This window comes from Nocardioides sp. CCNWLW239, from assembly GCF_037137035.1.
Taxonomy (GTDB): Bacteria; Actinomycetota; Actinomycetes; order Propionibacteriales; family Nocardioidaceae; genus Nocardioides.
This window is the reverse complement of record NZ_JBBBNW010000003.1, coordinates 756,216-770,304: the sequence shown is the minus strand read 5'-3', so window position 1 is coordinate 770,304 and position 14,089 is coordinate 756,216. Positions and strand designations below refer to the sequence as shown.

15 protein-coding genes are annotated in these 14,089 nt (G+C 67.9%); 1 reads left to right on the top strand and 14 read right to left on the bottom strand.

The features are described from left to right. The first annotated feature begins 92 nt into the window (after positions 1-92). Complete coding sequence (locus tag WBG06_RS15515; protein WP_336737746.1) at positions 93-728, top strand: TetR family transcriptional regulator; 636 nt, start codon at positions 93-95, stop codon at positions 726-728. Between the two features lie 12 nt (positions 729-740). Here WBG06_RS15515 and WBG06_RS15510 read toward each other — a convergent pair whose 3' ends face one another. The 14 genes from WBG06_RS15510 to WBG06_RS15445 form a co-directional block, all read right to left on the bottom strand. After that, entirely contained in the window at positions 741-1,559 is an 819-nt protein-coding gene (locus WBG06_RS15510; protein ID WP_336737745.1) for a hypothetical protein, read from the bottom strand. A gap of 1 nt (position 1,560) precedes the next feature. Beyond that, positions 1,561-2,709, bottom strand: a complete 1,149-nt coding sequence (locus WBG06_RS15505) for a hypothetical protein (protein ID WP_336737744.1) — start codon at positions 2,707-2,709, stop codon at positions 1,561-1,563. Positions 2,710-2,876: 167 nt separating this feature from the next. Next, a complete protein-coding gene (locus WBG06_RS15500; protein ID WP_336737743.1) occupies positions 2,877-3,635 on the bottom strand; it encodes a glucose 1-dehydrogenase in 759 nt (252 codons plus the stop codon). Between the two features lie 10 nt (positions 3,636-3,645). Next, a complete protein-coding gene (locus WBG06_RS15495; protein WP_336737742.1) occupies positions 3,646-4,521 on the bottom strand; it encodes an SDR family NAD(P)-dependent oxidoreductase in 876 nt (291 codons plus the stop codon). 89 nt (positions 4,522-4,610) lie between these two features. After that, on the bottom strand, positions 4,611-4,805 hold the full coding sequence (locus WBG06_RS15490) for a ferredoxin (protein WP_336737741.1): 195 nt from the start codon (positions 4,803-4,805) through the stop codon (positions 4,611-4,613). Positions 4,806-4,822: 17 nt separating this feature from the next. Further along, positions 4,823-5,299 carry a pyridoxamine 5'-phosphate oxidase family protein gene (locus WBG06_RS15485; protein ID WP_336737740.1) on the bottom strand — a complete coding sequence of 159 codons (477 nt, stop codon included), beginning with the start codon at positions 5,297-5,299 and terminating at the stop codon, positions 4,823-4,825. A gap of 80 nt (positions 5,300-5,379) precedes the next feature. Beyond that, entirely contained in the window at positions 5,380-6,234 is an 855-nt protein-coding gene (locus WBG06_RS15480) for a hypothetical protein (protein WP_336737739.1), read from the bottom strand. Continuing rightward, positions 6,234-6,821, bottom strand: coding sequence for a hypothetical protein (locus tag WBG06_RS15475; RefSeq protein WP_336737738.1), 588 nt, complete (start codon positions 6,819-6,821; stop codon positions 6,234-6,236). The genes WBG06_RS15480 and WBG06_RS15475 overlap by 1 nt, the downstream gene beginning before the upstream one ends. A 5-nt stretch (positions 6,822-6,826) precedes the next feature. Then, positions 6,827-8,104 (bottom strand): MlaD family protein, encoded by a 1,278-nt coding sequence (locus WBG06_RS15470; RefSeq protein WP_336737737.1) that lies wholly within the window; start codon positions 8,102-8,104, stop codon positions 6,827-6,829. After that, positions 8,101-9,459, bottom strand: coding sequence for an MCE family protein (locus tag WBG06_RS15465; RefSeq protein ID WP_336737736.1), 1,359 nt, complete (start codon positions 9,457-9,459; stop codon positions 8,101-8,103). The genes WBG06_RS15470 and WBG06_RS15465 overlap by 4 nt, the downstream gene beginning before the upstream one ends. Then, positions 9,456-10,814 (bottom strand): MCE family protein, encoded by a 1,359-nt coding sequence (locus WBG06_RS15460; protein ID WP_336737735.1) that lies wholly within the window; start codon positions 10,812-10,814, stop codon positions 9,456-9,458. Before WBG06_RS15460 ends, WBG06_RS15465 begins: the two co-directional genes overlap by 4 nt. Then, a complete protein-coding gene (locus WBG06_RS15455) occupies positions 10,811-11,800 on the bottom strand; it encodes an MCE family protein (RefSeq protein ID WP_336737734.1) in 990 nt (329 codons plus the stop codon). The genes WBG06_RS15460 and WBG06_RS15455 overlap by 4 nt, the downstream gene beginning before the upstream one ends. Before the next feature lie 40 nt (positions 11,801-11,840). Continuing rightward, entirely contained in the window at positions 11,841-12,941 is a 1,101-nt protein-coding gene (locus WBG06_RS15450; protein ID WP_336737733.1) for an MlaD family protein, read from the bottom strand. Then, entirely contained in the window at positions 12,938-14,080 is a 1,143-nt protein-coding gene (locus WBG06_RS15445; RefSeq protein ID WP_336737731.1) for an MCE family protein, read from the bottom strand. The genes WBG06_RS15450 and WBG06_RS15445 overlap by 4 nt, the downstream gene beginning before the upstream one ends. Positions 14,081-14,089: the final 9 nt, after the last annotated feature.

Sequence of the window (14,089 nt, the reverse complement as noted above, 5' to 3'; positions counted from 1 at the left end):
CACGGAAGAACGTGTTTCATTCCCAGGCGCCGATGCGGTTAGCCTGAGATCAATCGACCGAGATCCGGTCATAGTCCTAGGGGGGACAACCAGTGACGTCCGTCAGCACGGAGCCGCGCAACACCGACGGTCCCAGCCCGGCCACCCCGCCCACCGGTGGGTCGGCCGCCCAGCGAGAGCGCCGCCGGCGCATCCTCGACGCCACGATCACGCTCGCTGCCGAGGGTGGCTTCGACGCCGTGCAGATGCGTGCGGTCGCCGAGCAGGCCGAGGTGGCGCTCGGCACCCTCTACCGCTACTTCCCCTCGAAGATCCACCTGCTGGTCTCCGCGCTCGCGCGCGAGTTCACCAAGGACGTCGACCGCTCCGCCGTCCGGGCGACACCTGGCGACACGGCCCACGAGCGGATCATGTACGTCCTCAACCGCCGCACCCGCGCCCTGCAGAAGCAGCCCAAGCTGACCGAAGCCCTGGTGCGCGCCTTCATGTTCGCCGACCAGTCGGTGACAGGTGAGATCCACGAGGTCGGCACCAGCCTGACCACCGTCATCGCCCGCGCGATGCACGGCACCCCCACCCTCGGCGAGGTCACCGAGGAGGAGGCCGCCATCATCCGGATCATCTCCGACGTCTGGCTCTCCGCCCTCATCTCCTGGGTCACCGGTCGAATGGACGAGCAGGACGTGGAGAAGTCGATCGACGTTGCCGTGCGCCTCCTGCTGCGCTGAGCCCGGGATGGTCTAGAGACAGTCGGGCGGCGCGCTCAGCATCGAGACCTCCGTGGGCTTCAACCCGCGCCGCGGGCACAGCACGCTCCAGGTGAGGTCATAGGGCTTCTCGGTGTCGCCGGTGATCGCGAACGGTCGACCGCCCGGCGCCGTGATCGTCATCGCCTCGCGCTTGCCGTTGTCGACGTAGTCCGCCTCGAGCGTCCACCGGCAGGTCGGGCCCGCACTGGTCGCCTCGATCGAGAGGATCACGGTCTCGCCCTTGGCGAGGGTGATGGTCCCGCCGTCGAAGTACGCCGACCCGTCCTCGGCCACGGTCAGCCGCGGCACCTTCGCGTCGATCTCCGTCTTCAGCTCCGTCTTCGTCCCCTCGCCCTGGGGGATGTCCTCCACCAGTACGCCGTGCTGCAGCGTCTCGGTGCAGGGACCGGTGCGCACCGGGCGCAGGTCGGTGATCACCACCGGGTCGCGATGACGGCCGACGAGGGTCACCTCCCAGGTCACGCGGTTGACCGCGTACGACTCGTTCGCTGCCTCCCACTCCGGATCGTTGACCTTCGTCAGCGCGTCGGACAGGTCGTCGAAACGCGCCGACTCGGGCTGTGGGACGAGCACCCGTCCGCTCATCGGCTGGCGACGTACGTCCACCAGCTCGATGCCGCTGCCCGGCTCGTTCCAGCCGTCCGGTAGCAGACCGGTGAACAGGTCCTGCAGGCCCGAGCTGAAGGTGGCGGTCAATGCGACCAGGACCACGCCGATCACCCAGGTGGCCGGCTTCTTCACGAGCGACGCGACGTGCCCCTGCTTCGCCCGCGGTTGCTCATCCGTCACCTCAGGCTTCTCCGACATCCGTCTGGGCTCCTCTCGAGAGTCGATGAGCGAGGACCGCTGCGACACCGCTCAGCCAGCCGAAGCAGGCCGCGAACCGGACCGCCTGGCCGGCGACCTCGAGCGCCCACAGGCGGGCGCTCATCGCGAATTCCTCCTCGGGCACGAGCGCACCCTCGGCCAGCCCGACGACCGCAGCGGCCACCGTCGTCACGGCCCAGAGCTGCAGGACGGCGGAGACGGCGCCCGGCGCACCCACCCGCTGCCAACGGGCCACGATCAGCAGCATCGCCAGCCACACCAGCACAACCAGAACGGCCGAGCTCAACGTACGCGGCAGCCAGTCGGTCGTGGCGAACTCGCCGCTGAGCGAGTGCGGGTTGTGCGGTCCGGACAGGCGGGCATGAGCGAACCAGATCAGGCGGACCCATGCCTCGCGTGGCTCGATGTCCGCGCCGTAGGGATCGGCTTCGGGATCGTAGTCCCAGACGAAGCCTCCGACCAGCGCCAGGACGAGCATCGGCAGCGCACCCCAGGTAGCGATGCGCGCGGCCCGAGCCCATCCGCGATCCACCGGTGCTTCCGGTCCGGCGGAAGCAACCGTTCCGCCACCCCGCAGCGCGGCGGCTGCGAACTGCGCGAATGCCGCGGCCGCGAGCGCAACATAGCCACCGAGCACGCCCACGACCAGGCCGAGCCAGATCCCGTCGTCAGGAACCGCCCAGATAATCGTCGGCATCGACGCCAACCCGCCGCGGATTCCCAGGACCGTCTGGACGACGACGAAGAGGTTCGTCAGACCACCGACGAGAAGGCCCACGCACAGCACGCGGCCGGCTACGAAGTACGGACTCTCCGAAGCAGTGCGCGCACTCGCGTAGACGAGTCCCACGAGCAGGACGACGAACACGACCGTCGGCCACCCCGACGCCGGCGCGACAGGGTAGCCCTCGCTCGTGACCGCCGACCCCCACAGGAACGAGAACCCGTCGACCAGCCTGCCCAGCAGCTCCCCGAACCCGGCGTGGCCACGCGAGGTCCACAGCTCCCGGATGTCGCCGATGTACACCGGGATCGCGAGGACGAGGCTGTAGAGGAACGCGAAGACCCCGAGCGCCACAGCAGCGATGAATGCACTGCGCCGTCGAGACATGTTCTGTTGGCCTTCGGTTCGTCCCCGCTGACTGAAACCTTCCGGCCGAAGTATGCCGCAGTCTGCCCCGCCGTGCGGCACAACCACGTCGAGGCGTCACCCCCGTCGGCCGAGAGGTCACCAGCGTGACCTCTCGGCCGACGTAGCTGACGCCTCGGCCTGGGGGCTCAGCCGCCGAAGGCGTGGGTGGCGGTGGCGCCGCCGTCGATCGCGATCTCGGCGCCGGTGACGAAGCCGGACTCGTCCGAGGCCAGGTAAACGTAGAGGGGCGCGATGTCCGCCGGGTGGCCGACGCGCTTGAGGGCGACCTTGGAGGCACCGAACTCCATGGCGGCGTCATCGGCGCCGACGCCGCGGGTCATGGAGGTGTCGATCATGCCGGGGTGTACGGAGTTGACCCGGATGCCGCTGGGGCCGAGCTCGAGGGCGGCGGCCTTGGTCATGCCACGGATGGCGAACTTGGTGGAGGTGTAGCCGGCGACGAACGCCATCCCGGCCAGTCCCTCGATCGAGGAGGCGTTGATGATCGAGCCGCCGCCGTTCTCCTTCATCGTGGAGATCACCGAGCGCATCCCGAGGAAGCAGCCGAGGGTGTTGACCCGCCACAGCAGCTCGAACTCCTCCACCGGCTGGGTCAGGATCTCGCCGAACCGCAGGATGCCGGCGTTGTTGGCGAGCACGTTGACCGGTCCGTACGTCTCAGCGGTCTGCGCCACCAGCGCGGTCCAGGACTCCTCCGAGTTGACGTCATGGTGGACGAAGAGCGCGGACTCCCCCAGCGAGTCGGCGAGCAGCTTGCCGGGCTCGTCGGCCACGTCGGCGATCACCACCTTCGCGCCCTCGGAGACGAAGGCGCGCGCGATGGCGGCTCCCTGTCCCTGCGCACCACCGGTGACGATCGCAGTCTTGCCCTCGAGACGTGCCATCACTGCTCCTTCAGTTCTTCAGCTTGAGCTGCATGATCGAGTCGGCAGAGAAGCCGGCCTCGGGGTCACGGTCGGCGAACCAGCCGCCGACCTGCTTGTCGATCGAGTCCAGGTCCCAGGCGGCGTTGTCGAACCGCTCGGCCACCGTCGGCGGCGCCAGGACGGCGATCATCCCGCCGTAGACGACGAAGACCTGTCCGGTGATGGCGGCAGCGGCCGGGGAGGCCAGGTAGGTCACCAGCGGCGCCACGTGCTCAGCGCCGTAGGAGTCACCCGAGAGCACGCCCTCGGTCATCGCGGTCGCGGCCCGGGGGCAGATCGCGTTGGCGCGTACGCCGGAGCGTCCCATCGAGCGCGCCGTCGACATCGTCAGCGCGGTGATCCCGGCCTTGGCAGCGCCGTAGTTGGCCTGTCCCGGCGGGCCCGAGAGGAACGCCTCCGAGGAGGTGTTGACCACCGCGGCGTCGACCGGCGCGCCGGTCGACTTGGCCATCGAGCGCCAATGGGCCGAGGCGTTGCGGGTCAGCAGGAAGTGGCCGCGCAGATGGACGCGTACGACGAGGTCGAACTCCTCGTCAGACATGTTGAAGAGCATCTTGTCGCGGGTGATGCCCGCGTTGTTGACCACGATGTCGAGGCCACCGAGCCCATCGACGGCCGCGGCCATCATCGCGTCGGCGGTGGTCCGCTCGCTCACGTCGCCGGCCGCGATCACCGCCTCACCGCCGAAGCCGCGGATCTCCTCGGCCGCTTCCTCAGCAGCGCCCGGCAGATCGTTGAGCACGACCCGGGCACCCGCCCGCGCCAGCGCCACCGCCTCCGCGCGCCCCAGACCCGCTCCGGATCCGGTGACGATCGCCACCTTGCCGTTCAGATCGACACTCACACCGCCACCCCCGTTGCGCAAGCGCCGGAATACGGACGCGGCGGCGTGATGATTCTTCGGTTCACTCGCTGACGCTCGCTCACGCGCTGCTACTCCTCGATCCTCAGGGCCGCCTTGGGGCAGCCGGCCACCGCCTGCTCGATGCGATCCCGGTTCTCGGCAGTCACCGTCGGGTCGCCGATCTGCAGGTAGTCGTCGTCATCGATCTCGAACACGTCGGGAGCGAACGACTCGCACAGCCCGTTCGACTCGCACAGGTCGAAGTCCGCGATCACCTTTGCCATGTCCGTCTCCTTCACTCTCATCCTTGGCCGGGCAGGGCACCCAGCTTGCGGTGGTCCCAGCTTGCGACCTTGTCGGGCTCGATGACGATGCCGACCCGCTTGTGGGCCTGCTTCGAGACGAGGTCCTCACCGAGCTCGCCCAGATCGGCTCCCGCGGCCATGCGGGTCATGACGCGCAGGCCGATGGCCTTGATCTCCGCGTAGTCCTCGACGAGCCGTGCCTTGCCGGTGATGCTCACCCCGCGCAGCTCGAAGTAGTCCTCGCCGTCCTCCACCAAGCAGGTGACCCGCGGGTCGCGCCGCAGGTTGCGGACCTTCTGCGAGGACCCGTAGGTCCAGAACACGATCCGGCCCTCGTCGAGCACGTAGAACAGCGTGGTCAGGTGGGGGGCACCGTCGACACCGACGGTCGCGACCTGCACCTTCATCTGCGAGCCGAGGAAGTCCTCGATCTCGTCCTCGGTCAGCTGTACGGACTGGCGGGTGCCGGCCATGTGCCCTCCTCGAGCGCCTAAACTAGAACACGTTCTACCATAGCAAGACGGAAAGCGCCCGCGAAGGGACACCTGCTGATCTAGGAGGCGGCCTTCATCTCGGAGATCAGCCAGCCGCCGTCGTCCTTGACCAGCGTCAGCACCTCCCAGGTCGGGCTGACCACGGTGTTCTTCGTCTTCGGCGCGGTCGCGCTCTGGTTGACGAAGAGCAGCACCTCGGCGGAGTCCTCGGTCGCGGAGATGATGGAGGCGGCACAGTCCTCGTCGACACAGGCCTTGCCCTCCTGGGCCGCCTTCGCGCCCTCCTCGGAGAGCGGCGCCACCTCGGCCTTGACCTCGATGCCGAGGTCGGCCTGCTCCTTGCGCTTGTCCTCGCCGGGAAGCGTCTTCTCGTAGTCCTTCTGCATCTGCGGCGTCATCAGCTTCTTCGCCGCCGCGATGTCCTTCTCGGCACTGGCCGCCTTGTACGACATCACCGTCTGGGCCAGCCCGACCGAATGCTCCATGATCGCCGCCCGGGATCCTGCCGCGGTCAGCTCGCCGTCTGGGGCCACCTCGTCCTTCGACGCCATGTCGACGGCCAACCAGAGCAGGCCGCCGGCCACCAGGACGAGTACGCCGAGAACGGCCGTCAGCACCCGGCTGCCGTCGCCCAGCCACCGCTCGGCGAAGCCGGCGCGCTCCTCGCGAGTCGCGTCCCCAGCCGCGTCCCCAGCCTCACCCTCATCCTCAGCCTGAGGGTCGGTGCCGGCCTCCGCGTCCTCCGCAGCGGCCGCCCCGTCACGTACGTCCTGGCTCTCGGGCTCGTCCGTCGGGGGCAGGAGGTCGGATCCGCAGTAGCGGCACTTGATCGCGGCGGCCTTGATCGTCTCCGCGCAGAAGGGGCACTCCTTCTGACCGGTCGTGACGGTCCGGTTCGCTCCTACGCCTGTCATCAGTTGACTCCTGCCAGGTCGGACATACGCCATCCGTCCTTCGTCTTGTCGAGCGAGACCTTGAAGCGGTACTTCGAGCACCGCGCACCGTCGTAGGGACAGGTGTCGCTCTTCTTCAGCTCGGCTGTCTGGCTGCTGGTCACGACCGAGTCCACCGCGACCATCACGACCGCCTTCTTCGAACCGATCGTCCGGATCCCGACCTGCTTGACCTTGCCCTTGGAGACGGTCTGGGCGGGGATCGCGGCCTGCCGAATCTGCTCGGCGATGGCCGTGTATTCCTTGCCGAAGGTGCCGGTGGAGATCTCCTTGACCGCCTGGATCCGCGGATCCATGTCCCGGTAGTCGACATCGAGGAAGGCGATCACGCCGTCCTCGGCGACGGACTTCACCTCGTCGTAGTCGGCGGCCGCGGCCTCGGCGGGCGTGGTCCACGGCAGCACCCGGGCGCCACCGATGAAGACGGCCGCCGCGAGCACGACCAGGATCACCACCACCGCCGCGAGCACGGTGTTGACCCGCCCGAGTCTCGCCACCGCGAGCTTGACCTCGAGGGGGTTGTGGGCGGCTTCGCCAGATTCAGGCACGGAACTCACTCCTCTCCCAGGATCATCGATCGCCAGGAGTCGTCGGACAGGGCGGAGACGAGGCCTCCGTCATCGTTCGGGGTCGACATCGTGACCGTCTTTCCATCGGGCAGCTTGGTGCGCCCGGTCTTCGGGTCGTAGCTGGTCACGTACTTTCCGACTCCCTCGGGCTTCGGCACCATGTTGACACCGCGCTGCATGATCGGGTTGTTGCCCTCGTAGCCGGGCTGAGCACGCTTGTCGGTGCACTTGGCCGGATAGAGCGGTTGGTCCTCCATCACGGTGCCGGGGATCCACTGGTCGGCGGGCTTGTAGCCCTCCTGGCACGGCGGTGTGGTGTAGACGAAGCCCATCGAGAGGTGACCGTAGCCGTCGCCCGGTGAGCCGGTCCACCCGGTCGCCACGACCTGCGGGAAGGTCACCAGGGTCTGCTCGATCGCGGGCAGGCGAGCGGTCAGCACCTCGTTCACGGTGCTGAGGTTGGCCAGGAAGACCGGCAGCAGCGGCTGCAACCCGTCGAGCAGCGACTGCACCTGGACCGCGGTCGCCTCGCCACCCTGGAGGATCTCCCGCAGCTCGGGGTCACGCTTGTCCAGGGTCGCGGTGACCTGCTCGAGCCCGTCGGCGAACTCGCGGATGTCGCCGCTGTGCTCCTTCTGCGTCTGCAGCACGGTCTGGCTGGTGTTGAGCAGCCGCACGGTCTCTGATCGGTGAGCGGAGGCCTGGTCGACCAGCGTGGAACCCGAGTCCAGCAGCGTACGCAGGTTCTCGGCGTTGCCACGGAACAGCGTGCCGAGCTCGGCGACGACGGTGCTCAGGTCCTCGCCGTTGATCGACGTGGTGAAGCTGTTCAGCTGGGTCAGCAGCTCGTCGGTGGAACCGGGCATCGACTCGGGCCCGGCGGTCACGACGTCATCCTCGGCGAGATAGGGCCCGGCGGCCGAGTCCGGGATGAAGTTGATGTATTGCTCCCCCACCGCCGAGAGGTTGTGGACCTCGATCTTGGCGTCCTTGGGCACCTCGGTGCCGGGGTCGAGCTCCAGCCCGGCGCGTACGCCCTCGTCGGTGACGGTCATCGAGGCCACCCGGCCGATGCCGATGCCGCGGTAGTTGACCTCGCTGCCCTCGTAGAGACCACCGGAGGCCGGAAGGTCGACCGACACGTTGACGTGGCGCCCCAGGACGCGGTCGACGATGCCGAGGTAGGCCGCCGAGACGTAGAAGATCCCGACGGCGGCAAGGATCAGGAAGATGACCAGCTTGTTGCGTACGCTGCGCGTCATTTGGTTCCCCCTCCCAGGAGGCCCTCGAGGAGCCCGGTCAGACCACCGGTCGTCGGCTCGGCCGTGGGTGACTCGGCCGACGAGGGCGCGGAGAGACCTTCGGTGATCTCCGGGACCAGACCGCTGAGTCCCGGCGTCTTGGTCGATGTGGAGCTCTTGGGCAGCAGGTCGGACATGTCAGGCAGCTTCGGGATCTTCTCCCCCGGTTTGGCCGCCGTGTCCTCCTTGCCGACCACCGAGCACACGATCTGCATGTTGGTCAGGTCGCACAGTGACTTCGCCAGCGGCTGGATGGCCTCGCAGCCCTTGGAGTAGGACAGGCAGATCTGGAAGACCTGCGGCAGCAGGCCCGGCGACTTGCCGTTGGTGAGGCTGCCGACCAGCTTGCCGAGGTCGAGATCCATGTGGAACAGCGCGTTGGAGTAGTCGCCCATCGCCAGCCCGGCCGCGTTCTCCGGGAACGGGAAGCTCGCCGCCATCATCAACCCTCGCGGAAGCGAGTCACCGGCGTCGGCGAGCTCGCGCAGCGTCGGGGCCAGCTCGTCCAGCGCCGTGGTGAGGTTGTCGCCGCTCTGGTTGATCACCCGGGTCGCGACCACACCGAGCCGGTCGAGCGCCTTCATCATCTTCATCAGGTCGGCGTGCTGCTGTCGCAGCACCTCGAGCGCCGGCCCGAAGGAGTCGATGGCCGCCTCGATCGACTTCGACTCCTTGTTGAGGGTGCGGGTCAGCCTGTCGACCTGCTCCATCGCCTTGATGATGGAGCCCTTCTGCTGGTTGAGCGAGGCCACCGTGGTCTCCAGGTTGCCCAGCAACGACCGCATGTCTCCGGTGCGCCCGTCCATCATGGTGTTGAGCTCGTCGCTGATCGTCTTCAGCTGGCCGACGCCACCGCCCGCCAGCAGGAAGGAGAGCGCGCCGAGCACCTCCTCGACCTCGGGGTTGCGGTTGGTGCGGTCGAGGCCGATGGTGGCGCCGTCGCCCAGCTTGCCCGCGCTGGCGACGGTGGACCCCTCGGGGGCCACCAGAGCGATGTACTTCTCGCCGAGCAGGCTGGTCTGGCGTACGTTGGCCAGCGCGTCGGCCGGCAGCTCGATGTTCTTGCGGATGGTCATGGTGACCTTCGCGTGCCAGCCCTCCCGCTCGATCTTGTCGACCTGGCCGACCGGGACGTCGTTGGCCATCACCTTGGTGCGCGGGACCACGTCGACCACGTCGTTGAACTCGGCAGTGACGACGTAGCCGTCGCCCTCTGCGACCTCGTTGCCGGGAAGCGGCAGGTCATAGGCCTGTACGCCGCACCCGCTCGTCATGGCGGCGATGCCGAGCATCGCCAGGAAGGCTCTCAGCTTCATTTCCTGCCTCCTGCCATCAGATCCTGGAGCGAGGTGCTGAGCTCGGTGATGCCGCCCTGGGTCACGACCTCGGGCTCCACCTCCGGCTGCTTGGCCTTGGTGCCACCGGTGCCACCCGGGGTCCCGATCGGCAGCCCGGTGGGCGTGTCGCGGTCGGTGGGCGCGGCGGCGTCCGTCAGCGCCTTCCCCACCGGAGCGGTCGCGCCGGTGGGCAACAGGGCCTTGAACAGCGCGCAGATCTCCTTGGCCCCGGGGATCTTGTCGTTCTCGACGACCATGCAGAGGATGTTGGACAGGTCCGACCCGATCGGCCCGACCTGGAGCCGGAATCCGACCGAGCCGGAAGCCGGGTCGAAGGCCTCGGCCAGGTTGCCGATCCCGAGCGGCGCCAGGTCGATGACCGTCCCGAGGGTCTCCTTCTCCTTGGCCAGGATGTTGAGCGTCTTGTTGAGCTCCTTGACGTCACCGACCAGGGCGTCGGAGTTGTTCTCCACGAAGGACTTCGTCACCTTGACCGCCTGCGCGATCGCGACGAGCGCCTGGTCGAGCTCGTCGCTCTCCCCGGCCAGCTGGGTGGAGACGTCGGAGAGGTCGGTCAAGAACTTCTCGGTCGTCTCGTCGTTCTTCGCCAGCGTCCTGGTGACCTCGGAGAGCTGAGAGAGGGTGCTGAAGAGCTGCTCGGAGTTGCCGCCGAGCACCTGGGCTGCCTCGGACATGTCGGCGATCGCCTGGTTGCCGATCTTGCCGTTGCCCTCCAGCGCGTCCGCGCCTTCGCGCAGGACGTCGCTGAGCGCGCCGTTCTTGTTGGCGCCGTTCGGGCCCAGTGCCGTGGTCAGCTCGGAGAGGCTGGCATAGATCCGGTCGAGCTCGACCGGGACCGCGGTGCGCTCGATCGGGATCTCGCCGCCGTCGGCCAGGGTCGGCCCGCCGGTGTAGGCCGGCGTCAGCTGGATGAACCTGTCCGCGACCAGGGTCGGGGTGACGATGGCGGCCTTCACGTCCTGGGGCAGCTTGTAGTCGCTCTCGTACTCGATCACCGCGTCCACGTGGTCGCCCTTCGTCTCGAGCGAGGCGACCCTGCCGACCTTGACGCCCATGATGACCACGTCGGAGCCCTCGTAGATGCTCACCGCCTGCGGGAAGCTGGCGGTCACCATCTTGGTGTCGGGCGCAGCCACCTCGGAGACCAGCAGCAGCCCGCACATCACCACGAGCGCGACCGGGAGCGCGGCCCACTTGGACCTCAGGCTGGGACTCGACGGCCGCTCCGTGCCGGCCACGGCGGCCGGGGCCGGCGTACGTCTGCGGCCCTTGCCGCGCGGCACCTCGATGAGTCGTCCGATCATGTTCGTCATTCCACGATCCCTGGTCGTCGTCCGGGCACGAACTCGCCGCTCACGATGCCTGTCAGGTTGGCGAGATAGGCGTCGAACCACGGGCCGGTGCCGATGATGTTGATTAGGATCGACGCGTACGGCCCGTAGTTCTGGATGGTCTTGGTCAGGTCCTCGTCGCGGGCGTTGAGGAACTTCAGCGCCTGGTTTAGCGCGTCCAGCGCGGGACCGATCTGCTTCTGGTTCTCCTTCACCAGTGCCTGCAGCTGCTCGGCCAGGGCGGTGGCGTTGACCAGCAGCTGGTGGATGGCCTGGCGGCGCGAGATGAGCTCGGCGAAGACCTGGTCGCCGTTCTCCATCACGCTGACGATGTCCTGCTTGCGCTGGTTGACGAGCTGGACGACCTTCTCCGCGTCCTGCAGCAGCGACTCCAGCTCGTCGCCGCGCGCGGCGATGGTCTGGGAGAGCGCGGCGATGCCCTGGAAGGCGCCCTGCACCTCGGGGCCGGCCTTGTCGAGCGTGCCCGACATCGTGGTCAGCGCCTTGGCCAGCTGCTGGGTGTCGATCGCCTCCGTGGTCTCGGCGAGGTCACCGAAGGTGCCCACGATGTCGCTGCCGGCGCTGGTGCGGGCCAACGGGATCGTCGAGCCGGCGTCGAGCGTCCGGCCGCCCTGCGGGGTGATGTCGAGGTATTTCTCGCCCAGCAGGTTGAGCACCCCGATCTTCGCCTCGCTGCGGTGGCCGATCTCGGTGCCCTCGACGGAGAACGAGACCACCACCTTCGCCCCGTCGATCTCGATGTCGCTGACCCGGCCGACCCGGATCCCGGCGATCTCCACCCGGTTGCCGACGTGCAGCCCGCTGGTGTCGGAGAACTCGGCCTGGTAGGTGGTGCCGGCGAACCACGGCAGCTTGCGCAGGTTGAACGCTGCGGTCAGCATCAGCGCGATCGCCACGATCGTGATCACGCCGGTGCGCTTGAGCTGGGTGTCGGAATGATGTGCCATCAGGCCGGCACCTCCGTCGAGGTCGTTCGCTGGCGCTCACTCATAGCTTGCACCTCTCCGCCCGGCTGTAGAACGCCACGTTGTCGAGCTGTTTCTGGATCGCCTTGACGGCTGGTGAGTTGTCGAGCAGCTCACCGAGCGAGGGCAGCTTGATCGAGAAGTCGAGGTCGCAGAGGTAGTAGTTGTACCAGGAGCCGTAGCTGCCGATCCGCGCCTGCGACTCCAGCGTCTCCGGGAGCCGTTCGAGGGTCTTGTCGAGAAGCTTCTGGTTGCCCGGCTTGTTGAGGATGTCCACCACGCGCTTGAGCTGCTTGATGTCCTCCTTGAGGAACGGGCGTACGTCGGTGAGCAACCCGGCCAGCTCGTCGGTCAGATCGCCGATCGAGGAGATCGAGTCGCCGATCGCCTCCTTGTCGCGGGCCAGGTCCTTCATCCAGCCGCTGAGCTGCTGGATCAGCTCGGCCAGCTCGGTGTGGTGCTCGTTGACGGTGTTGAGGGTCTTGGACAGGTTGGTGATCACGTCGCCGATCAGCTGGTCGCGCTCAGCCAGGGCGCTGGTCAGCTCCGCCGTCTCCGAGAGCAGGCTCGCGACCGTGCCACCCTCCCCCTGCAGCACTCGGATCAGGTTGAGCGAGAGCTTGTTGACGTCCTTCGGCTGCAGCGCCTGGAAGAGCGGCTGGAAACCGTTGAAGAGCTCGGTCAGGTCGAGGGCCGGCGTGGTGTTGGCCATCGCGATCGCCTGGCCTTCGCGCAACGGCGTCGCCTCTCCCCCGGAATCCTGTGCGCCGGCGTCCTGGGTCAGGGCGAGGTAGCGGTCGCCGACGAGGTTCAGGTAGCGGACCTGGGCGCCGCTGGCCGTCGTCAGCGGCACCGTCTCGTCGACCCGGAAGGTCACCATGGCGTGGTCACCGTCCTCGATCTCGACGGCGAGCACCTCTCCCACGGTGATGCCGGCGACGCGTACGTCGTCACCTTCGCTCAGGCCCGAGGCGGTGGTGAACTCGGCGCGGTAGGGCACGCGGTCGCCGAAGCCGACGTTTCCCATGATCGAGGCCAGCGTGCCGGTGACGAGGATGGAGAGGACGGTGAAGATGACCAGCTTGGTGCCGGCCACCGCGGTCTTCAGATCGCGCTTGTTCACTGCAGGCCCCCGTTCCCCGGCGCCCACGGCACGTCCTCGGTGCCGTTCTCGAGCTCGTTGGGCTCGGCAGGCACCTTCGGGGTCGGCAGCCCGGCACACCAGGGTCCGTGACCGATCTCGCCCCACTCGGGCCGGTCGGCCCGGCCGTAGGCCGGCTTCTGGGTGCCGTCGAGGACCATCGTCTGACGTACGCGGTTCTGCTGGAAGACGGTCGCCAGCAGCTCGGTGTAGTCGTCGAGTCCGCGCAGCAGGCAGGTGTATTCCGGGGAGTAGTCGGCGAGCAGCTTGAGGAGCGGGACCGCCAGCTCGGTCTCGTAGCGGATCGCCTTCTCGTTCTCGGCGAGCAGGTTCTTGGAGGTGTCGGCGACCCCGGTGACCGAGGTGAGCAGTCCGCCGAGGCGGGCTCGCTGCTCGGTCACGGTGTTGGCGGTGGTCGTGGTGTTCTCGAGGACCTTGACCAGATCGGGAGCAGCCATGGAGTAGGTCTCCGCGACGTCGGCCATGTCCTCGAGGTCACGTTCGAGTGTGGGGAGGTGAACGTTCATCTTCTCGAGGTAGTCGTTGAGCTGGACCATCGTCTCGCCGAGCTTCTCCCCGTTGCCGGAGAGCGCGGTGGCGAGGGCGTGCAGGGTGCTGTTGAGGTCCTGGGGCCGGATGGACTTCAGCAGCGGGAAGAGCCGGGCCAGGATCACGTCGAGCTCGACGCTGGTGCGGACCCGGTCGGCGGGGATCACGGTGCCGTCGCTCAGCGCGCCGGTCCGCTCTCCCTCGGGGTCGATGAACTCGACGTACTTCTGCCCGAACAGCGTCGTCGGCTTGATCGCGACGCTGACGTTGGCGGGGATCTGCTCGGCCTGCTCCGGCTCCAGACCGAGCTCGATGACGGCCTTCTTGCCGTCCTGGTGGATCTCGCGCACCTGCCCGACGATGACCCCGTGCATGCGTACGTCGCCGTAGCGCGGCAGCTGCAGCCCGGCCCGGTCGGCTTCGACGCTGACCGTGGTGAACTGCACGAACGCCTTCTGGTAGATCGCGATGCACAGCGTGATCAGCAGGGCGAGGGCCACCGCGAAGGCGATCCCGGAGACGAAGAGCTTGCTGTGCTCGGCGCGGGTGTCACGCTGGATTCCCATCAACATCTGGTCGCC